A 22,596-nucleotide genomic window follows, 5' to 3' on the forward strand; every position below is an offset into this window, starting at 1 on the left:
TTTATTCCACGGCCACGGGCGATGCCAGCTCTTCATCCTTGCGCGCCTGCTGGCGCTCCCACATCTGCGCATACAGGCCGTTGGCAGCCAGCAGCACCTGATGTGTGCCACGTTCGACAATGCGTCCGTGATCGAGCACCAGGATCTGCTGCGCATCTGCCACCGTTGAGAGGCGGTGCGCGATCACCAGCGTGGTGCGGTTCTTGGCGATTTCCTTCAACTGCCCCTGGATCGCCTGCTCGGCTTTTGAGTCGAGTGCGGATGTCGCCTCGTCGAAGATGAGTATCGCTGGATTTTTCAGCAGCGTACGGGCAATCGCCACCCGCTGCTTCTCGCCGCCCGACAGTTTCAGGCCGCGTTCACCCACCATGGTTTTGTACCCGTCCGGCAGACTCTCGATGAAATCGTGGATCGACGCGGCGCGCGCGGCAGCCACGATATCGTCATGCGTTGCGCCCGGTTTGCCATAGGCGATGTTGTATTCGATGGTGTCGTTGAACAGCACCGTATCCTGGGGCACGATGCCGATCGCGCCGCGCAGCGACTCCTGCGTCACATTGCGCAGGTCCTGACCGTCAATGGTGATGCTGCCGTCATTGACATCATAAAAACGGAACAGCAGGCGTGACAGCGTTGATTTGCCTGAGCCGCTGTGCCCCACCACGGCAGTGGTGGTCCCGGCCGCAATGGTGAAGTCGACATCGAACAGGATCTGGCGCTTGGCTTCGTAGCTGAAGTTAACTTTGCTGAAGGCGACCTTGGCGCCGTGTGTGACCAACGGCTTTGCATCCGCGCCATCGGCCACTTCGCGGTTCTGGTCCAGCAGCGAGAACAGACGCTCCATGTCGGCCAGGCTTTGTTTGATTTCGCGGTAGATCACGCCCAGGAAATTGAGCGGAATGTAAAGCTGGATCATGAAGGCGTTGACCAGCACCAGATCACCCAGCGTCATGGTGCCGGCGATCACACCGGCCGTGGCGCGCCACAGGATCAGGGTCACGGCGGTGGCGATGATCAGCGACTGCCCCGTATTCAGGATGGACAGCGATGTCTGCGAGCGCACGGCGGCGTTCTCGTAGCTTTGCAGGCCTTCGTCGTAACGCTTCGCTTCGTAGTCTTCGTTACCGAAGTACTTGACGGTTTCATAGTTGATCAGCGAGTCGATGGCCTTGGTGTTGGCCTTCGAATCAAGATCGTTCATGGTGCGGCGGAAGTGGGTGCGCCAGTCTGTCACCAGGACCGTGAAAGTAATGTAGCTCACCAGCGCCACCGCCGTGATGGCGGTGAACCAGATGTCGTAATGCGTTACCAGGTAGCCCAGCACCAGCGTGATCTCGACCAGTGTCGGCAAGATGTTAAACAGGGTGTACGAAATGAGGGAGCTGACGCCGCGGGTGCCGCGCTCGATATCGCGCGTCATGCCGCCGGTCTGGCGGTTCAGGTGAAAGCGCAGCGACAGCGCGTGCAGGTGGCGAAACACTTGCAGCGCAATGGTGCGCACCGCGCGCTGAGTGACCCGCGCAAACAAGAATTCGCGCAACTCGGTAAATACGGTGGTGGACAAACGCAGCAAGCCATAGGCGACGAGCGCGCCGAGTGGCAAAACCAGCAAGGCTTTCGGGTTGCCCGGGTCGATCGTCATCTGGTCGATGAGTTTTTTCAGCACGACCGGCACGCCCACGTTGGCCAGCTTGGCGCCGATCAGCGCGCCCATGGCGGCGATCACCCGCCATTTGTAGACCCACAGGTAGGGGAACAAGGTTTGGATGACAGCCCAGTCACTGCGGACCACCGCTTTGGGGTCGGTAACAGGGACTGGCGGTGAAGTGGCATTTCGGCGCATGGCAGAGCTCGGGGATTTATGGTTCAATCCTGAGGATTGTAGCCCTTCACGAGATTTCAAGATGACCACGCCCGAAAATGCCAGCCCTACCCCAGTCAAAACCGGCCTTCCTGCCGGCAAGATGCCGCAACTGAGGGTGATGCCCGCACCGTCCGACGCCAATGTGTATGGCGACGTGTTTGGCGGCTGGATCATGGCCCAGGTCGACATTGCCGGCTCCTTGCCGGCCACCCGCCGCGCCAACGGCCGCGTCGCCACCATCGCGGTGAATTCCTTCCTGTTCAAAAATCCGGTGTTCGTGGGCGATCTGCTGTCGTTTTACGCGGACGTGGTCAAGGTCGGCAACACGTCAATCACGGTGTACGTGGAAGTGTATGCAGAGCGTAACCGCCTGCAGGCCGATACGGTCAAGGTCACCGAAGCGACGCTGACCTATGTGGCCACCGGTGACGACCGCAAGCCGCGCCAGCTGCCGCCACTCGAGTCGCTCGTTTCCTGATTCCGGCACATGCAGCGCCGCGATTTTTTGCTGGGCGCTGCCGCCGGCTGCCTGATTGCCCCAGCGGGCGCGCGCACCGCAGATGACCCGTTCCGTCTTGGCGTCGCCTCCGGTTCGCCCCTGCCTGATTCGGTGGTGCTGTGGACGCGGATCCTTACCGATCCGCTGAACGCGTCGATACTTCCCCTTGCCTACAGCGTGCGCTGGGAAGTGGCGCACGACCAGGCCTTCGCCCGCATCGCCGCCAAGGGTAGCGCGCAAGCGCTGCCGTCGCTCGCGCATAGCGTGCACGTGGATGTGAAGGGCCTGGCACCGGGGCGCTGGTATTGGTATCGCTTTATGCTGGGCGATGCCGTGAGCCCGGTCGGCCGTACGCGAACGGCCCCTGCTGCGGACGAGATGCCGGATGTGCTCAAACTGGCCGTGGCCTCGTGCCAGCACTGGGAGTTTGGCAGCTATGGCGCGCACCGGCATATCGCGCAAGCTGCGCCAGACCTTGTGGCGTTTTTGGGCGATTACATTTACGAGTGGGGACCGTACAGTTTGCAGCACCCGGAGCGCGCCTTGCGCGTGGATGAATCGTTCACGCTGGCGCAGTACCGTGCGCGTTATGCTCAGTACAAGAGCGACCCGCGTTTGCAGGCGGCGCACCTTGCTGCGCCATGGATCGTGACGTGGGACGATCACGAAGTCGCCAACGACTATGCACGCGATGTGGATGAGCGGCTTGCTGTCGACTTTGCGGCGCGGCGCGCGGCTGCCTATCAGGCGTTCTATGAGCACATGCCCGTGCGCCTGGCGGTGCCACGTGCGAATGCGTTTGGCGAGATGCGAATCTATCAGCGCTATGACTGGGGACGGCTGGCACGCTTTCATGTGCTGGACGATCGCCAGTACCGTGCCACGCATGCCTGCCCGCCCAAAAATCGCGGTGGATCGAGTTCCATCACGCGCGCCTGCAAGGCCCTGGCGGATCCGCACCGCAGCATGTTGGGTGCGGCGCAGGAAGCTTGGCTGAACGATGGTTTGAAGACGTCACCGGCGCGCTGGAATATCCTGGCGCAGCAAACGCCGATGGCGCAATCGAGCCAGTTGCCGGTGATGGCGCCGGGCGCGGGGCGGTTCTGGAATGACGGGTGGGATGGTTATCCGGCGGCTCGCGCGCGGCTGTTCCAGGCACTCAGCGCCAGCAAGGCCGCCAATCCGGTGGTGCTGGCGGGGGATGTGCACACGTTTTATGCAAGCGACTTGCAGAACGATTTTGACCGACCTGCATCGAAGCGCAATCCGGTGATTGCCAGCGAGTTTTGCGGAACGTCTGTGACGTCGAGCTCACGGCCGCAGGCGCGCACGCAGCAGTATGTCGAGATGAATCCGCATGTGAAGTATGGGCGCAGTGATAAGCGCGGGTTCATGCTGATGGAGGTCAAGCCCAAGAAAACGGTAACGCTGTTTGTCGGGCTTGATGATGTGCGCGATCCGAATTCAGGCGCGCAGACGCTCGCGTCGTTCGTGGTGGAGGATGGCGTAGCGGGCGCCAAGCGACTCTAACCACATCGCCCTCGCGGAGGCGGGGGCCTATACCATGTAACCGAATTCGGCAACGTGGAATGGGCCCCCGCCTCCGCGAGGGCGACGGGTTTTAGTGCGCAGGTTTCTTCAGGTGCGGGTTACGCTGCTTTTTTCTCGTCGCGCAGTTCGCGGCGCAGAATTTTGCCGACGTTGGTCTTCGGCAGATCCTTGCGGAACTCGATGTACTTCGGCTATTCCACCCGCGAGTTGCTAGGCGGGTAGAACCACATCGCCCTCGCGAAGGCGGGCTCGCATGCGAGCCCCCTATACCATGTGACCGAATTCGGCAACGTGGTATGGGCCCCCGCCTCCGCGAGGGCGATGGTGGTTTGCTTAAGCTGCTTTCTTCTCGTCGCGCAGTTCGCGGCGCAGAATTTTTCCGACGTTGGTCTTCGGCAGATCCTTGCGGAACTCGATGTACTTCGGCTTTTTGTACCCGGTCAGTTCAGCCTTGCAGTATTCCTGCAGATCGTCTTCGGTCAGGTTCGGATCGCGCTTGACGACGAACAGCTTGACCGCCTCGCCCGAATTCTTGTCCGGCACACCAACACAGGCGCATTCCAGCACGCCAGGGTGGGCCGAGATTACCGCTTCCACTTCGTTCGGGTAGACGTTAAAGCCCGAGACCAGAATCATGTCTTTCTTGCGGTCGACGATCTTGGTGTAGCCGCGTTCATCCATGATGCCCACGTCGCCAGTCTTGAAGAAGCCGTCAGCAGTGATTGCCTGCGCCGTTTCGTCGTCGCGCTGCCAGTAGCCGGCCATGACCTGCGGACCGCGAATGGCAATCTCGCCACGTTCGCCCAGCGGCACTTCCTTGCCATCGTCGTCGAGGATGCGGATTTCGGTCGATGGATACGGCAGGCCAATCATGCCGGTAAATTCCTTGATGTCGCAGCGGTTGGCGGTGGCCACCGGCGAGGTCTCGGACAAACCATAGCCTTCGATGATCGGGGTGCCGGTCAGCTTGAGCCACTTGTCTGCCACTGCCTGCTGCACGGACATGCCGCCGCCGTTGCAAATTTTCAGGCCCGAAAAATCGACGTTGGCGAAGTCGGGATTGTTCATCAAGCCGTTGTACAGCGTGTTCACGGCCGGGAAAATGTTGACGCGGTATTTGCCCATCTCCTTGACGAAGCCAGGGATGTCGCGCGGATTTGGAATCAGCACATTCATGCCGCCCAGGCGCGTGGCCATCAGCGCGCAAACCGTCAGCGAATAGATGTGATACAGCGGCAGCGCGCAAATGAAGACCAGTTGCTGGTCCTTCGGCAGCGTGTTCAAGGTTGGCTGCAGCCAGGCTTCGTTCTGCAGCACGTTGGCGATCACGTTACGGTGCAGCAGAACCGCGCCCTTGGATACACCCGTGGTGCCGCCCGTGTACTGCAGGAAGGCGATGTCGTCATGACCCAGGGTGACCGGCTTGAGTGTCAGGCGTGTGCCTTCGGCCAGCACCTTGTTGAAGGCGATCGCGTTTGGCAGCGAAAATTCCGGCACCATTTTCTTGACCTTGCGGACCACCAGATTGACGATGGTTCCCTTGACGAAGCCCAGCAGATCGCCCATGTTAGCCACGATGACGTGCTTGACCTGGGTCTTCGGCAGAACCTGTTCCACGGTGGTGGCAAAGTTCTCCAGCACGATGATCGCTTCGGCGCCGGAGTCGGTCAGCTGGTGCTGCAGTTCGCGCGGGGTGTACAGCGGATTGACGTTGACGACCACAAAACCGGCACGCATGACGGCCGCCATCGCGACCGGGTATTGCAGAATGTTGGGCATCATGATGGCCACGCGCGCGCCCTGTTTCATGCCGCGCGACTGCAGCCATGCACCCATTTGGGCCGACATCGTATCGAGCTCGCCGTAGGTGATGGACTTGTCCATGCAGGCGTAGGCCTTGCGGTCCGAGTACTTCTTGAAAGCCTCTTCAAGCAATTGGGTCAGCGACCGGTACTGCGTGTAGTCGATTTCCGCAGGTACGCCTTCTTGATACGATTTCAGCCAAAACTTGTCCATCTTGTCCCTCGCTAGTTGTTATTCATTCAGACGCAAAAGCCGCCCTGTCAGAGCGGCCTTTGGCGTCACTGCCCGTCAGGCAGCCTTTTTTTCGTCTCGCAGCACTCGGCGCAGGATCTTGCCGACGTTGGTCTTCGGCAGTTCGGTGCGGAACTCGATGTACTTCGGTTTTTTGTAGCCGGTGAACTGCTGTTTGCAGTATTCCATCAGCTGTTCGCTGGTCAGGTTCGGATCCTTGCGCACCACGAAGACCTTCACGGCTTCGCCGGAATGCTCGTCAGGCACGCCGATCACGGCGCATTCCAGCACGCCCGGGTGCAGCGCGATCACGCCTTCAAGTTCGTTCGGATATACGTTAAAGCCTGATACCAGGATCATGTCTTTCTTGCGGTCGACGATCTTGACGTAGCCGTTGGCGTCCATGATACCGACGTCGCCCGACTTGAAGAAGCCGTCCGGCGTCATGACCTTGGCCGTTTCGTCCGGACGGTTCCAGTAGCCAGCCATGACTTGCGGGCCGCGGATCGCGATTTCGCCCGATTCGCCCAGCGCGACAGGATTGCCGTCGTCGTCCAGGATGGCGATGTCGGTCGATGGCACCGGCAGGCCGATGGTGCCCGAGAATTCGGTCAGGTCGGCGCGGTTGCAGGTGGCCACTGGCGAAGTTTCGGACAGGCCGTAGCCTTCGATGATGCAGGTGCCGGTGCGCGCCTTCCATTTGTCGTTGACGGCCTGCTGCACGGCCATGCCACCGCCGTTGGAAATCTTCAGGCCCGAGAAATCGACGTTGACAATGTCAGGGTGATTGAGCAGCGCGTTGTACAGCGTGTTCACGGCTGGCAGCATGTTGATCTTGTACTTGGTCAGCTCCTTGATGAAGCCCGGGATATCGCGCGGGTTCGGGATCAGGATGTTAAGCGCACCCACGCGGGTGCCCCACATGGCGCACGCTGTCAGCGCAAAGATGTGATACAGCGGCAGCGCGCAGACAATGGTGATCTGGTCCACATGCGGCGCCTGCGCCATGGCTGGCTGCGACCAGGCTTCGCTTTGCAGCACGTTGGCGATCACGTTGCGGTGGGTCAGGGTGGCGCCCTTGGACACGCCCGTGGTGCCGCCCGTGTACTGCAGGAAGGCGACATCGGTGGCGCTGGCCTTGACCGGGGTGAAGGTCATGCGCGTGCCCATCGACAGCACTTCCTTGAAGCGCACCGCGTTCGGCAGCGAGAACGGTGGCACCAGCTTCTTGACATTGCGGACCACGAAATTGACGATCACGCCTTTCAGGCCGCCCAGCATTTCGCCCATATTGGCCACGACGATGTGCTTGATGCCAGTTTTGGTCAGCACTTGTTCCAGGGTGGTGGCAAAGTTCTCCAGCACGATGATCGCTTCGCTGCCGGAGTCATTGAGCTGGTGTTCGAGTTCGCGCGGGGTGTAGAGGGGATTGACGTTGACGACGGTGAAGCCGGCACGCAGGATGGCGGCAATGGCAATCGGGTACTGCAGCACGTTGGGCATCATGACGGCGACGCGGGCGCCTTTTTTCAGGCCCCGGCTTTGCAGCCAGGCGGCCATCTGCTTCGAGTAGATGTCCAGTTCCTTGTAAGTGAGGAACTTGTCCATGCAAACGTACGCATTGCGGTCCGCGAATTTGGTGAAGGACTCTTCCAGCAGCTGGACGAGTGAGCCGTACTGGTCGGGATCGATCTCCGCCGGCATGTTTGGTGGATACGATTTCAGCCAAATTTTGTCCATCGTGTGCCCTCTGTCTCTGTTCATTATCGTTATTGGATCTGGCTTGTGCCAGTCGGTATTTATTTTTTCGCACTAAAAAAGACCGAGCGTGCGCTTTATAACAGCTCTTGTGATGCTATCGGGCAGAAGCGTGGGATGCAAGAGGTTTTGCTGGTATTTGAGCAAGGGCTCTATCGGATTGTCATTGATGCATCACGGCAACAGCCTCGGCACTGGCCGCCAGGGCTTGCAAGCGCCGATGCCGCTCTTCCTTGTCCAGCTCGGCCAGGGCGCGGGCGGCGGCGTAAAAGCGGGGGAAGGTTTTCTCGCGCGCCAGCAGTGCGCGGAAGGCGGGAATGAACTCGTTGTAAGTGGCCACGGCGGCCAGATGGGCGTTCGACAGTGGCTCGGCAAAGAAACGGTCGTAACCAGCGTAGCCGCCCCAGCTGGTCTTGAGCACCTGATAGTCGTCCTGCAGCTTCTTGAACAGTCGCGCCTTGGCGGCCCGCTTGTCAGCATCGGGCACTTGCGATGTATATACGCGTTCAAGTTCGCGCCGGCAATCCATCAGCAAAGCCAAGAATTGCTTTTTGCGCGCGGAGAAACGCAAAAAATTCTCGTGCATGGCCGGGTTGCCGAATTCAGCCAGCCAGCGCTCGACACCGGCTTCTTCCACCGCACTGGCAAAGGATTCGTTGAATTGCGAGTCGCCCTGCACATACACTACCTGGTGCGACAGTTCATGGAACAGCAGCCGCGCCAGTTCCGCATCGGGATAATTGATGAAGGTCGATACCAGCGGGTCGTTGAACCAGCCCAGCGTGGAATAGGCCGGCACGCCGCCCACCTGCACATCCATGCCTTCCTCGCGCAGGGAGCGCGCAAAGGCGACCGCCTCGTCCTTGCTGTAATAACCCTTGTAGCTGACGCAGCCGGCTACCGGAAAGCACCACTGAACTGGCTTGAGCGACAGCTCGGGCGCCGCCACCACATTCCACAGCACGAAGGGACGCTTGAGCGCAGCGTAATTACGGTAGCTTTTATTGTCTGGCAGGCCCAGCTCCTGCACGGCAAAGGTGCGGATCTGGCGCGCGGTGGCCAGGCGCAGTTTGAGTTTGGCGTCGGTGTGCTCGTCGCTCAGCCAGTCTTCGATGGGACGGGCATCGTTCAGCAGCGACAGTTGGCCGTGGGCGGCCTGGGCGTAGTAATTAAGGCTAGAACAACTGGCAAGCATGGCGGCCGCCGCCAGCGCCAGCAGTAAATGTTTGGCGGCGCGGCTGACCTTCATGTGTTGCTCCTTATGCGTGCAGTTTTTCTACCTGCACCAGCGTATCGTAAAACGTGGGCGCACGGCCCATATCGGTCAGCGCCTGGCTGGTCACTTCATTGGCATTCTTTCCATCGGTCGCCAGCTTCTTCCACCACACCGACAGACCCACCACCAGACCGGCACGCGCCTTGGTGGTCACGCGGGCCTTGCAGACGAAGCTGCCGCGGTCGTTGAAGATGCGCACCATCTCGCCATCGACAATGCCACGCGTGGCACAGTCATCCGGATGGATATCAAGCCGCGGTTCGCCTTCGGTGGAACGCAGGCTGGTCACATTGACAAAGCTGGAGTTCAGGAAATTGCGGGCCGGCGGCGAAATCATTGCCAGAGGGTATTTTGCTGCCAATACGGGATTGGAAGCAACCGATTCACGCGGCGGGATGTAAGTTGGCAACGGATCGAGCCCATCGGCCAGCATGCTGGCGGAGTAAAACTCGCATTTGCCCGAAGGGGTAGGGAAATTACCCTCGGCAAACGGCGCGTCAGGCATGCTCAGTTTTTGCCAACCCTTGCGTTTCAACGATTCCCAATCCACATTGATTGCGCGCGCGTGGCGGGCATCGAAAGCCTGGGCCGCGATTTCGTCATCGCTTTCCTGGAAGATGGGATCGGTAAAGCCCATGCGCGCGGCGATCAGGCGGAAAATCTCTGTGTTCGGTTTGGCTTCGCCCAGCGGTGCGATGGCGGCGTTGTTGGCCATCATGTACAAATGGCCATAGGCCTTGTGCGCATCCACGTGTTCGAGCTGGGTGGTGGCGGGCAGCAGAATGTCGGCGTAATCGGCGGTGTCTGTCTGGAAATGCTCGAGCACGACCGTGAACAAATCATCACGCGCGAAACCTTGCATCACCTTGGGCGAGTCAGGGGCAATTGCCACGGGATTCGAGTTGTAGACAATCACCGCTTCGATTTTCGGGCCGAACTCGGGCGAGGCGTTCTTGAGCAAGTCGTCACCGATGGTGGTCATGTTGATCGTCCGCGCGCCGTTCTTGAGCAAGTCCGGGCGCTGCAGGGCCGCACTGTTGACGGGGAAGGAGCCGGACGAAGACAGCTGCACGCCGCCGGCCGGGTGGCGCCAGGCGCCTACCAGCGCGGGCAGACAGGTAATGTTGCGCACCGCCATGCCGCCTCCAGCGACGCGCTGCACGCCGTAGTTGGTGCGGATGGCAACCGGTTCGCCGCGCCGGGCCATCTGGCCATACTCGCGTGCCAGGTTGACCACTTCATCCACGGTGATGCCGCACACTTGGGCGGTGCGCTCGGGCGCCCATTCGGCGGCGCGCTGCTTGAGTTGATCAAAGCCCAGGGTGTACCGGGCAATATAGTCTTCGTCAATCAGGTTCTCGCTGATGAGCACCTGCATCAGGCCGAGCGCGAGGGCCGCATCCGTACCGGGCAGCAATGCAATGTGCTGATGGCATTTTTCTGCCGTCAGCGAACGATAAGGGTCGATGGCAATCAACTTGGCGCCGTTGCGCTTGGCTTCCTGCGCGCGCATCCAGAAGTGCAGATTGGATGCGATCGGGTTGCCGCCCCAGATAATGATCAGCTTGGAATTCTGGAATTGCTCCAGGTCGGTGCCAATGGTGGCGCCGATCGTGTATTTATATCCGGTGAAGCCGGCCGTGGCGCAAATGGTGCGATCAAGCAGCGAGGCGCCCAAATGGTGGAAGAAACGCGCCGAAATCGACTCGCCCTGGACCAGGCCCATGGTGCCGGCGTAGCTGTACGGCAATATGGCTTGAGGATTCTTTGCGGCAATGGCGCTCAGACGGGTGGCGATTTCATCAATGGCCTGGTCCCAGCTGATGCGTTCAAACTTGCCTTCGCCCTTGTTGCCCAGGCGCCGCATCGGGTACAGCAGGCGGTCCGGGTGGTAGGTGCGCTCCGTGTAGCGCGACACCTTGGTGCAAAGCACGCCCGCGGTGGTGGGATGATCCGGATCTCCCTTGACCTCGGTGGCGACGCCGTCCTCCACGGTGATGAGCAACGCGCAGGTATCGGGACAGTCGTGCGGGCAAGTGGCCCGTACTTGGGTGGTCGTCATGGGGAAATCCAGCAAAACAGGGGTCGAAGACGATACTGTAAACGATTCCGGGCAGGAAGATCTGCCACCCCTGCGGAAATGGCAGAGCGGCTACAATGTCCCGGCGTTTGAATTAATATAAGAATACGAAATTCGCAGTGGAGAAATCATGAAACTCGTTGAACCGATCATCGCCTTCCAGGCCGAATTGCAGCAGATCCGGCGCGATCTGCATGCCCATCCGGAACTCTGTTACGAAGAACAACGCACTGCCGATGTGGTCGCTGCCCGCCTGACCGAATGGGGTATTCCCATCGTACGCGGGCTGGGCCTGACCGGCGTGGTTGGCATCATCAAGAACGGCAGTTCCAAGCGCGCCATCGGCTTGCGCGCCGATATGGACGCGCTGCCCATGCAAGAAATCAATCATTTTGAGCACGCGTCGCGCCACCCGGGCAAGATGCACGCCTGCGGCCATGATGGCCACACGGCCATGCTGCTGGGTGCGGCGCACCACCTGGCCACCCACCGCAACTTCGATGGCACCGTCTACCTGATCTTCCAGCCCGCCGAAGAAGGCGGTGGGGGCGCACGGCGCATGATGGACGATGGCTTGTTCACCCAGTTCCCCATGGACGCGGTGTACGGCATGCATAACTGGCCGGGCCTGGAAATGGGAAGCTTCGGCGTCGTCGCGGGGCCGATGATGGCGTCGAGTAACGAATTCCGCGTCGTCGTGAAAGGCAAAGGGGGGCATGCCGCCCAGCCGCACCGCAGTATCGACCCGGTCATGGTGGCCGTGCAAATTGCGCAGGCCTGGCAAACCATCATTTCGCGCGAAAAAAATCCACTCGACACGGCAGTGCTGTCGATCACGCAAATTCATGCGGGCAGCGCGACCAATGTGATTCCCGACGAAGCTGTGCTGATCGGGACTGTCCGCACCTTCACCACCGAAGTGCTGGACTTGATTGAAAGCCGCATGGAAGAAATTGCCGCCAGCACTGCGGCGGGCTACCGCGCCACGGTCGACTTCACCTTCAAGCGCAACTATCCGCCGCTGATCAATCACCCCAAGGAAACCGCGTTCGCGATTGAAGCCATGAAGGCCGTGGCTGGCGCCGACAAGGTCGATGACAATACCGAGCCGACCATGGGCGCGGAAGATTTTGCCTACATGCTGCAAGAAAAGCCGGGCTGCTACGTTTTTATTGGCAATGGCGAAGGCGATCACCGCGCTGGCGGACATGGCCTGGGGCCCTGCCAGTTGCACAACGCCAGCTACGACTTCAATGACAGTCTGCTGCCGATTGGCGCCAGTTACTGGGTGCGCCTGGCAGAAATGAGTTTGCCGCTGGCTTGAGTTTTTATTTCTGCGGCAGCTGGTCCGGGGCACTGCCCAGCCGCTGCCCGGGGTTACGCCGCTCCAACGCCAGCAGGGCCGCTGCGTGGTCGGCACGCGGATACTCGCCTTCGATGCTGGCGTAGGCATCCGCCACCAGGGCGGTAACGGGCAGCACCACACCTGCGTCCGCAGCCGCGACCAGCACATTGCGCAAATCCTTCAACTGGCTTTTGACCTGGCCACCCGGCATGAAGTTACGGTCAAGCATGCGCTGACCATGCATCTCCAGGATGCGGCTTTCGGCGAAGCCGCCGCGGATGGCGGCCCGCACCGCGGTCGGATCGGCACCAGCGGCTTGCGCCAGCAGCAAGGCTTCGGCCACGATATTGAGCGTGCCACCGACGATCAGTTGATTGCACAGTTTGGCCACCTGGCCACTGCCTGCCGGCCCCACCAGGGTCGGCCGTCCCATCGCGTTCAAGATGGCTTCGGCGCGCGCGAAATCGCCGATGGTGCCGCCGGCCATGATCGCCAGCGATCCGGCTTCGGCTCCCGCCACCCCGCCCGAGACAGGTGCGTCGATAAAACTGCATCCCTGCTTTTGCAAGCGCGCATGAAAGCGCAGCGCCTCGCCCTGCTGCGTGGAACTCATGTCAATCCACAAGGCGCCACGCTGCAATGACGGTAGGGCTTGTGTCATCACGGCGTCGACCACGGCGCCGGACTCGAGCATGGAGATCACCACACTGGCACCGCCCACTGCCTCGTCCACGCTGCCGTGCGCGGTGGCGCCATGGGCAGCAAGCGCTTCGGCTTTGGATGGTGTGCGATTGAAAGCGCGCACTGAAAAACCTGCCGCCAGCAAGCGTAAACACATCGGCCGCCCCATCAAACCGATTCCAAGGAACGCAAGCGTGGGCGGGCTGTCTGTCATGTGTGCGGTGGTCATTTTAAGAAGCTGGCTACAATGTAATTGAACACTAATTTATCACGCAAAATAAGGATGAGGGAGCCAATGCGATTCAAAACCCTGAGCGCGCTTGCCGCGTGCATGTCATTTTCATCCGCCTTTGCCGCCGGGCTCGATGGCGCCTCTCTCGAGTACGGCCGCGGCCCCGAAGTTGCCATGGTGCGCCTTGCGGTCCAGTCCAACTGGGACAAGCGCTGGTTTGAATCCAACGGCACCCACGTGGCCGGCTACTGGGAAGGATCGCTGGCGCAGTGGCGCGGCGATGCGTATCAAAACATCGAAGGGCAACGCCAGAACATTACCAGCATTGGCATCACGCCCATGTTCCGCCTGCGCGCAGACGATGGCAAGGGCTGGTATCTGGAAGGCGGCATCGGCCTGCATCTGCTTTCGAAGCTGTACGACAACGACAGCAATATGCTGTCGACGCGCTACCAGTTTGGCGATCAGCTTGGCGTTGGCTACGCGTTTCGCAATGGCTGGGAAACAGGCATGACCCTGGTCCATTATTCCAACGGCGGCATCAAGAAGCCCAATAGCGGTGTGAACTTTTTGATGCTGCGCGCTGCCAAATCATTCTAGGGACAGCGAGGCAAGCGGCGCTGCAAAGCGCAGCATCCACAATGTCAGCGCACGCTCGTCCGGGTCCCCCGGGCTGACACGCATCACGTCCCCTGCACGCGCGCCATCGATCATGGTGCCGTCCGCATCCACAGTCACCTGGGTCACATCGGCGTCCGCCACTGCATGACCGGCCGCGTCAAACAAGCGCGTCTTCATGCCAAAGTCGTTGTCGTTGCTCATCGCCAAAGTATGCGCATCGACCAGTGCCAGCCCCTCGGCTTTTTCCGCCAGCCAGCCAATGCGCCGCAAGTCGAGCAACAAGGTCTTGCGCAGTGGGGTCACAGCGCGCCAGTCGGCACCATCGACCGCCTTGCCACGCATGCTGCTGCGTTCCAGCGCGCTGCCGTAAGCACCGATATCGCTGGCTCCGTTGATATCGACCAGCATGAGGTGATTGAAGATGTGGCCGTCCGGGCCCTCGCCCTGTTCAATCACGATGAACTTGCCTGCGCCAAGCGCGACCAGATCGCCCAGTTTGGCGTTACCGGTTCGCCCTTTGGCATAAGCAGCATGGTCGAGCGGATAGGCCAGCGTCTTGCGCGTTGCGCCGGTGGCTGGATCGAACACGATCCAGCGCACAAATGCCGCATAGCGCTCCACTTTCTCATCGCTGCCGGTCAGGGCGTAGTGGGCCTTGCCATCGCTGAGTGGACTCTGCAGAAATGCATGAACAAGCGCGCTCGACGGGTCGAAGGTCATGCCCTCCATGCCACGGTTGGGACGGCGTTTGGCGAGCACGGCCGGCAAGCCGCTACCAGGCCCGTAGCGCTTTTGCACCATGCCAGTGGCGGGATCCACCTTGAGCAGGAAAGGGCCATATTCATCGGTGATCCAAAGCACATTCTCCACGGGGTCGTAGGCGATGGCTTCGCTGTCGATGCCGTTCATGCTGAACAGCGCGGGATCGGTCTGCAAGGAATCGGGCAGCGGCATTTCGTCTGCGCTGCCCAGTGTGCCTTGCGGGATGGGCAATCCGGAGGCGAAGCTGCCATCGCCGCTTCGAAGCGGCAAGCTTGAGGTCAGCACGGCGCGTTCTCCGCTCACATGCAAGACGCCAACCGATGGCTTGAAACTGGGGGCGGGAAAAATCTTGCTTTCCATATTCTTGGTACCCGGCAGCGCGACGGCCGGACCATCGCCATTCGGACCGCGGTCGGTCAGGCAATACAGCACAATGCCGCCATCGCTGGCCAAACCCTTGCAGGCCAGGCCCGATCCGTAAGACGGCGGAAAGCCTTGGGGAAAGGCGGCCGCCACCTGCGGGTCATTGCCCTCGTAAGGCACGTGCAAGCCAGGCGGGGTCTCAATCAACAGGCGCGTGACCGCCACCTTGATTTCGTCCAGGCCATGGCGCTGTGTGTATTCATCGTGTTTGCGCATGTCGCCGACTATACGCCACAAAGTTTGAAAATCCGCATCGTTGCCGCAACGGGTTCTCGCTAGCACCGTGCCATGCCGGTAAGCCACGAAAGTTCCCTAAGTCATTGATTTTGTTAAAAATGAGACTGTCGGTCTAATCAGACAGAGTGCTCGCGCCATGCATTTTGCGTGATAGTATTTTTTTAAGCTTGCATTTTAGATGTGCAAACAGCGCTTCCCCGTATCCGACCGTTGCAGCCATCCCGGCTGCTTTGCTTAATGGATGAGCGGCACCGGGCTCACCGGCTCGATTTCCGCTTTGCAACAGGGCGAACAGCCCTTCTAACAAAAAGGAAAATTCAATGCAGAATCAGAAGCGTCATTTCGAGCGCACGGTGCCGGCCGTGCTCGCCGTCTTGCTGGCAGGTGTGTTTGCCAGCGCCAATGCATCCGCACAATCAGGCAAAACCTGGATCACCGTGGGCGACACTGCCTTCGCGCATCTGCAAAAGGTCGCGCCCAAAGTCATCGCCAAAGAAAGCAAAGTGCTGCGCACCAGCGATGCGCGCGCCAAGCTGGCGACCGAAGAAACCGTGCACCTGGTGGAGGTTGACGCCGCCCAGCTGGCACAGCTGAGCGAAGCGGTTCACCATGAACTGAAGCGCTGCGGCGGCTTCATGTTCCACGCCAGCGAGGCCGAGGGCAAGCGCGCGCTGACCAAGGCCGCCACGCTGGCAACGCCGATGCTGAGCCGACCTTCCTATGTGCTGGACAATGCTGCCACGGTTAATCCCGTCCTCGCGCAAATGCAGGCCAGTAATATCACGACCACGATCAACGATTTGTCTTCCTTCCAGAACCGGTATTACACGACCACCGGCGGCACCGATGCATCGAACTGGCTCAAGACCAAATGGGCCGGCATGGCGACCGGGCGCAGCGACATCACCGTCACGCAATTCACGCACACCGGCTACAACCAGAAATCGGTGATCATGACCATCAATGGCACCGACAACGCGGCCGAAGTGGTGGTGCTGGGTGGTCACCTTGATTCGATCAATGGCTCCAACACCAGCGAAACCGGGCGCGCCCCCGGTGCCGACGACGACGCGTCGGGCATTGCCAGCATGACCGAGGCGATCCGCGCCATTATTGCCAGCGGCTACAAGCCGCGCCGCACGCTCAAGTTCATGGGCTACGCGGCGGAAGAAGTGGGTCTGCGCGGCTCGGCCGACATTGCCAAGAACTTCAAGGCCAATAACGTCAACGTGGTTGGCGTGATGCAGCTGGACATGACCAACTACAAGGGCGCGGCCAACGACATCTATCTGTTCACCGACTATACCGACAGCCTGCAGAGCGATTTCGTCGCCAAGCTGATCACGACTTACCAGCCTGGACTGACCATTGGCTACGACCGCTGTGGTTACGGCTGCTCCGACCATGCCTCGTGGAATGCACAAGGCTATGCCACCTCGATGCCGTTCGAGTCCTCGTTCTCGGCTGATAACCCGTATATTCACACCGCCAACGATACCTACGCGAATTCGGGCAACCAGGCCACGCATGCGCTCAAGTTCGCCAAGCTGGCCGCCTCGTTCGCGATTGAGCTGGGCAGCGACGGCATCACCGATACCAACCTGCCGCGGGTGGAAAACTTCAGCGGTTCGCTGGCACGCAGCGCCACCAAATCCTTCGGTCCCTTCAAGGTGATCAATGGCGGCAGCTTCAAGGCGGAAACCACCGGCACCGGCGACACCGATCTGTACGTGCGCAAGACCAGCGTGCCAACCACCTCCAGCTACACCTGCAAGTCCGATGGCGCCACCAGCACGGAGAGCTGCTCGGTCACCATGACCGCCAACGGCGACGTGTATGTTTTGCTGAAGGGGTACACCGCATCGACCTACTCCCTGAAGGTGACCTACAACCCGCAGTAAGCCGTCAACCCAATACAAAGGAAGAATCATGAGAAATCAGATGCGTCCTCTCCCCCGCGCGCTGCCGGCCTTGCTGGCAGTGATGCTGGCAGGCTTGTGCAGCACCTTGCCGGCCATGGCGGCTGACAACAAAACCTGGATCACGGTCGGTGATGCGGCCTTCAAGCATTTGCAGAAGGCCGCGCCGCAGCTGGTGGCCCGCGAAAGCAAGGTGCTTCGCACCAACGAATCAAGCGCCAAGATGGCTGCCACCGAAAAAGTGCACCTGGTCGAGGTAGACGAAGTCCAGCTGGCCGCGCTGAGTGAGGCGGTCCACAAGGAACTGAAGCGTTGCGGCGGCTATATGTTCCATGCCAGCGAGGCCGAAGGCAAGCGCGCACTGGCCACTACGGCGCCACTCGCAACGGCTTTGCTGAGCCGGCCATCGTACGTGATCGACAACCAGACGGTGGTGCCTGGCGTGCTGTCGCAGATGCAGGCCAGCAATATCACGACCACGATCAACGACCTGTCGTCGTTCGTGAACCGGTATTACAAAACCACCGGCGGCAGCGATGCCTCGAACTGGCTCAAGACCAAGTGGGCCGGCATGGCGACAGGCCGCAGCGATATTTCGGTGACCCAGTTCACGCATGCAGGCTATAACCAGAAGTCGGTGATCCTGACCATCAACGGCACCGACAATGCCAGCGAAGTGGTGGTCGTGGGCGGCCACCTCGATTCGGTGAATTCGTCAAACACCAGCGAAACAGGGCGCGCGCCGGGCGCGGACGATGATGCGTCCGGCATTGCCAGCATGACCGAAGCACTGCGCGCCATGATTGCCAGCGGCTACAAACCGCGCCGCACCATCAAGTTCATGGGGTATGCCGCCGAGGAAGTGGGTTTGCGCGGTTCGGCCGCCATTGCACAGGACTTCAAGGCCAGGAACGTGAACGTGGTCGGGTCGATGCAGCTGGACATGACCAACTACAAGGGCTCGCCGTCGGACATCTGGATCTATACCGATTACACCGACAGTTTGCAGAACGATTTCCTGGCCAAACTGGTGACGGCTTACATGCCGGGCGTGACTGTGGGCTATTCGAAATGCGGCTATGCCTGTTCGGACCATGCGTCCTGGTATAACCAGGGCTATCCGGCCTCGTTCCCATTTGAAACGCTCGATGGTGATGACAATCCCTACATTCATACCGCCAACGATACCTATGCCAATTCAGGCAACCAGGCTGCGCACGCACTCAAGTTTGCCAAGCTGGCCGCGGCTTACCTGATTGAACTGGGCAGTGATGGACCAGGGGCAGCGGACCGGGTGGAAAACTTCAGCGGCTCGCTGACGTCGGGACAGACCAAGTCCTTTGGGCCGTTCAAAGTGGGCGTCGGCAGCTTGCGCGCCGACACCACTGGCACCGGCGATACGGACCTGTACGTGCGCAAGGCGGCGGTGCCCACCACCTCCACCTATACTTGCAAATCCGACGGCGCGACGAGCACGGAGACCTGCACCGTCAACATGACGGCCAATGGCGATGTGTATGTGCTGCTCAAGGGTTACAAGGCATCGACCTATAATCTGAAGGTCAGTTACAAACCGCAATAAGCAGCAAGCCCCGGCCACGGGCCGGGGCTGTTGTGCCGTTTTACCCATCCGCGCGCGTCGATTTGGCGCATCCTGCAAGTCCTTTCCATTTGCCATCGGCATGTCATATTGACGCGCTATCGTTGCCGCTTCTCTCACCATTCGGAGGCGGCATGGTATCGACAGGCAGACGCGGTTTCTTGGGCATGGCAGCGGCAGCAGCAGGCACTTCGATGCTGCCTGCAGTGATACGCGAGGCGCTCGCGGTCGAAGCCAACAACGTCACCGGCACACTGGCCGACGTTGAGCATGTGGTCATCTTCATGCAGGAAAATCGTTCGTTCGACCATTACTTTGGCACCATGTCCGGGGTGCGTGGCTTCGATGATCCGCGCGCCATTACTCTGCCTTCTGGAAAACCTGTCTGGTACCAGCCAAATACCGGCGGCCCCGATGTACTGCCTTTCCACTTCGATGTGAAAAACACCAGCGCGCTGTCGGTGGGCACCAATCACTCATGGAAAGGTTCGCAGCAAACCTGGCAAGGCTGGGACGCATGGGTCCGCCAAAAAACGGCCTTGTCGATGGGCTACTTCGACCGCGCCGATATTCCCTTCTATTACGCCCTCGCCGACGCCTTCACAATTTGCGATGCCTACCACTGTTCCATTTTTGGGGCGACCGATCCCAATCGCATGTTCATGCTTACCGGTACCAATCAGAACTGGATTGCCAGCATGGGCAGCTTGTACAACATCAGCCAGAACGGCCACTACAACAACGATCCTGCCAAGGACAATGTGAGCGCCACGGTCACGGCGTCGGCGCCGAACTGGACCACGTATGCGGAAACGCTGGAAGCGAACCGCATCAGCTGGAAGGTGTACCAGGAGTGGGACAACTACGGCGATAACTATCTGGCCTATTTCCGCAACTTCCGGGTGAACGCGGATGGCAGCCGCTTGAGCAGCAACTCTGCCCTGTACCAGCGCGGTCGCGCGATTGCGCCGGGTTCTAACGAAGGCAACAGTGCCGGCACCCGCGGCGACTGGCTGGTCAACCAGTTTGCGGACGACGTGCGCAATGGCACGCTGCCCGCGGTGTCGTGGATTTGCGCGCCCAACGATTACACCGAGCATTCGCCCAATTCGCCCAACGCCGGCGAGAACCTCAGCGCACGCCTGCTGGCCGCACTGGTGGCCAATCCCGCCGTCTGGTCGAAGACGGTGTTTCTGCTGACCTATGACGAAAACGACGGCTTCTTCGACCATATGCCGGCACCCGTGCCACCGCTCACGCCTGCGATGGGCCGCACGACCCTGCCCGATGTGGGCAAATACGAGAATTACCAGGGCGTGCCCGTGGGACTGGGCCCGCGTGTACCCATGCTGATCGTTTCGCCGTGGACCAAGGGCGGCCGCGTGTGCTCTCAGCTGTTTGACCATACCTCGCAGTTGCGGTTCCTGGAAGAGTGGCTGGTTGCGCGCGGCAGAGCGCGCAATTCCATTGCCTGCGCGCAGATTTCACCGTGGCGGCGCGCTGTCTGCGGCGACCTGACCAGCGCGTTTGACTTCAAGAATCCGAACACAGGCTGGCCTGCCAGTGTGCCAAAGCAAACGACCTACACACTGGTCAATGGCAAGCCCACGCCAGTGCCGCCACAACAGCAAAGTCTGCCGCGCCAGGAGCGCTGCAGTGATTCGAGCAACACCCGGCCAGCCTGTGCACTGCCTTATCGCCTGGGCGTCGACGCGACGGCAAACCTGACCCGCCTCGCAGTCGACCTGCGCAATACCGGCAGCAGCGGGGCTGCCTTCATTGCTTACTCCAGCGTGCGCAGCGATGGCCCCTGGTATTACGCGGTGGAAGCTGGCAAATCGATCGAAGCGGAAACCTGGAACTTCAACACGCCCAGTTACGAACTCAGCATCCATGGTCCGAACGGATTTTTGCGCCAGTTCAAGGGCAGCACCGCAGCGGGCACGGCGCGCCCGGAATTGCGGGTGGCTTACGATGCGGCGCTGCCCGGCGTGGTGCTGTACCTGTCGAACATGGGCGGCGCCGCGTCGTGCACGCTGACCGTCAGCGACAACGCTTACGGCGCAGCGAGCAGCACCGTGATTGTTGGCCCATCGGCGACGGTGGCGCTGACCAGGCCACTCAGTGCCAGCTTCGGCTGGTATGACTTCAGTATTCGCAGTAGCAGCGACGGCCAGTTCCTGCGCCGCATTGCCGGCCATGTTGACACGGGCGCGGCAAGCCGCACCGATCCGATGATCGGGACCAATCGTACTCAGCAAAGCGCCCTGTCGGCCAGGAGCGGCTATGTACATCGCGGGATGGGCTTTCCGCTGGCGTATGCGGCCCCGGCAGGCAAGCTCGATTTGAAGAACTGGATAGGCATTTACGCTGCCGGGAGCAGTCCCGGCAATGGGAGCGCGGTGGCCTGGTCGTATGTTCCGCAGCAAAGCGGCAGCTGGATCGCTGACACCACGGGCTTGCCGGTGGGAGACTACAACGCCTGGTACCTGTATCGCGACGGCTACGAGGCATTGGGCGGACCTGTTCCATTTTGCGTCACGGAACTCATCACCAATACCACTGCTTCGTTTGCGCGCGGCGAGGCGGCAGTGCTGACCTTCGCCTTGCCAACCAGCCGCGTGAGGGCCAGAAACTGGATCGGCTTATGGGCGGCAGGAAGCGAACCTGGCACCACTAAATGGCTGGACTGGAAATACATCACCAGCGCGCGCGGGAGTGCCAGCTTCGAGACCAGCAAACTAGCCCCGGGCAACTATGCAGCCTGGATGTTGTTCGATGACGGCTACCAACTACTTGGCGGCCCTAGCCCATTTCGCATCGTCTAGTTGCCGCTTGCGTGGTCAGGGGCGCGGTCGGAGCGACTCGCGCGCGAGCGCAACCATGGAGGCATCCGGCGGCGGCCCAGGCAGTGCAAGACCGTTGACGTTCAAACCGCCCAGCGTCGCGAACATGGCTGTCCGCGCGGCGCCAAAGGCGGTGACGCGGTTGATCAAATCGGGCCAGTCGGTGAATTTTTTCTTGCCGCGTTCGTGGACCATGTCGGCGGCGATCTGCGCGTCGAGTCCGAACGCATTGGCCAGATCGGCTTCGGCAGCCGTGTTCGCATCGAGCCTGCGGAACGGGATTTGCGGAGGCTCGTCGGTGGGCGGCTTTGGGGTCTGCAATTGGGCGGCGATAGCTTGCAGTTCCGCGGTTTCTTTTTCGCGGGCTGCCTGAGCAATGCGTGCCGCTTCCACGCGCACGGCTTCGGCCTGCGCAGCGGGCGTATGTTCGGCCTGGTACTTTGCTTTGGCTTCTGCAACCTGCTTGAACGAGGCTTTTTCAATGCAGTCGTGCAGCTTGTTCACGACATAGCCGTCTTCCATGGCCTGATTACGCCTTTCCACCGTTTTTAGCGGAGCACCTTCGCATAGGGCCGCGTATTGCGGCGCCAATTCCTTGTCCAGCATGCGATTGCGTAGCCATTCGGGACCGGCCACCGCCGCATAGAGCAGCAAGACGATGACAATCGGGACAACGCGGAGCAGGTTTTTAGGCATAGTGGATGAATTTTGCACGTGACGAATCGCAAGGCGAAAAAAAACCCCAGAAGCATTTCTGCTCTGGGGTCTTTCTCTTATAACTAGCCTGACGATAACCTACTTTCACACTGGTTGCAGCACTATCATCGGCGTAAGCTCGTTTCACGGTCCTGTTCGGGATGGGAAGGGG

General features: G+C 60.5%; 15 protein-coding genes and 1 pseudogene. 7 read left to right on the forward strand and 9 right to left on the reverse strand.

Annotated elements, in window-relative coordinates; translation table 11 throughout:
- Position 1 precedes the first annotated feature (1 nt).
- Entirely contained in the window at positions 2-1,843 is a 1,842-nt protein-coding gene (locus BUC24_RS22950; protein WP_073222435.1) for an ABCB family ABC transporter ATP-binding protein/permease, read from the reverse strand.
- A gap of 61 nt (positions 1,844-1,904) precedes the next feature.
- Here BUC24_RS22950 and BUC24_RS22955 point away from each other — a divergent pair, with 61 nt between their 5' ends.
- Positions 1,905-2,342: an acyl-CoA thioesterase gene (locus tag BUC24_RS22955; RefSeq protein WP_073222437.1), complete on the forward strand. Its 438-nt coding sequence runs from the start codon at positions 1,905-1,907 to the stop codon at positions 2,340-2,342.
- Between the two features lie 9 nt (positions 2,343-2,351).
- Positions 2,352-3,893 carry an alkaline phosphatase D family protein gene (locus BUC24_RS22960; protein WP_073222438.1) on the forward strand — a complete coding sequence of 514 codons (1,542 nt, stop codon included), beginning with the start codon at positions 2,352-2,354 and terminating at the stop codon, positions 3,891-3,893.
- Positions 3,894-4,012: 119 nt separating this feature from the next.
- Here the strand turns inward: BUC24_RS22960 and BUC24_RS27585 are convergent.
- The 5 genes and pseudogenes from BUC24_RS27585 to BUC24_RS22980 form a co-directional block, all read right to left on the reverse strand.
- Positions 4,013-4,105, reverse strand: a pseudogene (locus BUC24_RS27585) (acyl-CoA synthetase); the annotation flags it as partial.
- Between the two features lie 142 nt (positions 4,106-4,247).
- Positions 4,248-5,930: a long-chain fatty acid--CoA ligase gene (locus BUC24_RS22965; RefSeq protein ID WP_073222440.1), complete on the reverse strand. Its 1,683-nt coding sequence runs from the start codon at positions 5,928-5,930 to the stop codon at positions 4,248-4,250.
- Positions 5,931-6,005: 75 nt separating this feature from the next.
- Entirely contained in the window at positions 6,006-7,688 is a 1,683-nt protein-coding gene (locus BUC24_RS22970) for a long-chain fatty acid--CoA ligase (protein WP_073222442.1), read from the reverse strand.
- Between the two features lie 181 nt (positions 7,689-7,869).
- Entirely contained in the window at positions 7,870-8,955 is a 1,086-nt protein-coding gene (locus BUC24_RS22975) for an aminopeptidase (RefSeq protein WP_073222444.1), read from the reverse strand.
- A gap of 10 nt (positions 8,956-8,965) precedes the next feature.
- Complete coding sequence (locus tag BUC24_RS22980; protein WP_073222446.1) at positions 8,966-11,044, reverse strand: molybdopterin-containing oxidoreductase family protein; 2,079 nt, start codon at positions 11,042-11,044, stop codon at positions 8,966-8,968.
- A 148-nt stretch (positions 11,045-11,192) separates the two neighbouring features.
- On the opposite strand from BUC24_RS22980, the gene BUC24_RS22985 reads away from it, so the two are divergent.
- A complete protein-coding gene (locus BUC24_RS22985; RefSeq protein WP_073222448.1) occupies positions 11,193-12,386 on the forward strand; it encodes a M20 aminoacylase family protein in 1,194 nt (397 codons plus the stop codon).
- Between the two features lie 4 nt (positions 12,387-12,390).
- Here the strand turns inward: BUC24_RS22985 and BUC24_RS22990 are convergent, their stop codons facing one another.
- Positions 12,391-13,302 carry an NAD(P)-dependent oxidoreductase gene (locus tag BUC24_RS22990; protein ID WP_073222514.1) on the reverse strand — a complete coding sequence of 304 codons (912 nt, stop codon included), beginning with the start codon at positions 13,300-13,302 and terminating at the stop codon, positions 12,391-12,393.
- Positions 13,303-13,383: 81 nt separating this feature from the next.
- Between BUC24_RS22990 and BUC24_RS22995 the strand changes: the two genes are divergently transcribed.
- On the forward strand, positions 13,384-13,920 hold the full coding sequence (locus tag BUC24_RS22995) for an acyloxyacyl hydrolase (RefSeq protein WP_073222449.1): 537 nt from the start codon (positions 13,384-13,386) through the stop codon (positions 13,918-13,920).
- Here BUC24_RS22995 and BUC24_RS23000 read toward each other — a convergent pair.
- The gene (locus BUC24_RS23000) at positions 13,912-15,342 is read right to left on the reverse strand and encodes an esterase-like activity of phytase family protein (RefSeq protein WP_073222451.1); all 1,431 of its coding nucleotides are present in this window, start codon (positions 15,340-15,342) and stop codon (positions 13,912-13,914) included. The genes BUC24_RS22995 and BUC24_RS23000 overlap by 9 nt on opposite strands.
- Before the next feature lie 341 nt (positions 15,343-15,683).
- Here BUC24_RS23000 and BUC24_RS23005 point away from each other — a divergent pair, with 341 nt between their 5' ends.
- The 3 genes from BUC24_RS23005 (at position 15,684) to BUC24_RS23015 (ending at position 21,710) form a co-directional block, all read left to right on the forward strand.
- Positions 15,684-17,264, forward strand: a complete 1,581-nt coding sequence (locus tag BUC24_RS23005) for a M20/M25/M40 family metallo-hydrolase (protein ID WP_073222453.1) — start codon at positions 15,684-15,686, stop codon at positions 17,262-17,264.
- Positions 17,265-17,292: 28 nt separating this feature from the next.
- Complete coding sequence (locus tag BUC24_RS23010) at positions 17,293-18,864, forward strand: M20/M25/M40 family metallo-hydrolase (RefSeq protein WP_073222455.1); 1,572 nt, start codon at positions 17,293-17,295, stop codon at positions 18,862-18,864.
- 152 nt (positions 18,865-19,016) lie between these two features.
- Positions 19,017-21,710, forward strand: a complete 2,694-nt coding sequence (locus BUC24_RS23015) for a phosphocholine-specific phospholipase C (protein WP_073222456.1) — start codon at positions 19,017-19,019, stop codon at positions 21,708-21,710.
- 15 nt (positions 21,711-21,725) lie between these two features.
- On the opposite strand, the gene BUC24_RS23020 is transcribed toward BUC24_RS23015, so the two are convergent.
- A complete protein-coding gene (locus BUC24_RS23020; protein ID WP_073222459.1) occupies positions 21,726-22,424 on the reverse strand; it encodes a hypothetical protein in 699 nt (232 codons plus the stop codon).
- Positions 22,425-22,596: the final 172 nt, after the last annotated feature.

The organism is Massilia sp. CF038, from assembly GCF_900129765.1.
Taxonomy (GTDB): Bacteria; Pseudomonadota; Gammaproteobacteria; order Burkholderiales; family Burkholderiaceae_D; genus Telluria_A.

What these genes read in the sequence shown, in the direction of transcription:
- BUC24_RS22950 (WP_073222435.1), bottom strand. Translation starts at nt 1,843, where the DNA reads ATGCGCCGAAATGCCACTTCACCGCCAGTCCCTGTTACCGACCCCAAA.
- BUC24_RS22955 (WP_073222437.1), top strand. Translation starts at nt 1,905, where the DNA reads ATGACCACGCCCGAAAATGCCAGCCCTACCCCAGTCAAAACCGGCCTT.
- BUC24_RS22960 (WP_073222438.1), top strand. Translation starts at nt 2,352, where the DNA reads ATGCAGCGCCGCGATTTTTTGCTGGGCGCTGCCGCCGGCTGCCTGATT.
- BUC24_RS22965 (WP_073222440.1), bottom strand. Translation starts at nt 5,930, where the DNA reads ATGGACAAGTTTTGGCTGAAATCGTATCAAGAAGGCGTACCTGCGGAA.
- BUC24_RS22970 (WP_073222442.1), bottom strand. Translation starts at nt 7,688, where the DNA reads ATGGACAAAATTTGGCTGAAATCGTATCCACCAAACATGCCGGCGGAG.
- BUC24_RS22975 (WP_073222444.1), bottom strand. Translation starts at nt 8,955, where the DNA reads ATGAAGGTCAGCCGCGCCGCCAAACATTTACTGCTGGCGCTGGCGGCG.
- BUC24_RS22980 (WP_073222446.1), bottom strand. Translation starts at nt 11,044, where the DNA reads ATGACGACCACCCAAGTACGGGCCACTTGCCCGCACGACTGTCCCGAT.
- BUC24_RS22985 (WP_073222448.1), top strand. Translation starts at nt 11,193, where the DNA reads ATGAAACTCGTTGAACCGATCATCGCCTTCCAGGCCGAATTGCAGCAG.
- BUC24_RS22990 (WP_073222514.1), bottom strand. Translation starts at nt 13,302, where the DNA reads ATGACAGACAGCCCGCCCACGCTTGCGTTCCTTGGAATCGGTTTGATG.
- BUC24_RS22995 (WP_073222449.1), top strand. Translation starts at nt 13,384, where the DNA reads ATGCGATTCAAAACCCTGAGCGCGCTTGCCGCGTGCATGTCATTTTCA.
- BUC24_RS23000 (WP_073222451.1), bottom strand. Translation starts at nt 15,342, where the DNA reads ATGCGCAAACACGATGAATACACACAGCGCCATGGCCTGGACGAAATC.
- BUC24_RS23005 (WP_073222453.1), top strand. Translation starts at nt 15,684, where the DNA reads ATGCAGAATCAGAAGCGTCATTTCGAGCGCACGGTGCCGGCCGTGCTC.
- BUC24_RS23010 (WP_073222455.1), top strand. Translation starts at nt 17,293, where the DNA reads ATGAGAAATCAGATGCGTCCTCTCCCCCGCGCGCTGCCGGCCTTGCTG.
- BUC24_RS23015 (WP_073222456.1), top strand. Translation starts at nt 19,017, where the DNA reads ATGGTATCGACAGGCAGACGCGGTTTCTTGGGCATGGCAGCGGCAGCA.
- BUC24_RS23020 (WP_073222459.1), bottom strand. Translation starts at nt 22,424, where the DNA reads ATGCCTAAAAACCTGCTCCGCGTTGTCCCGATTGTCATCGTCTTGCTG.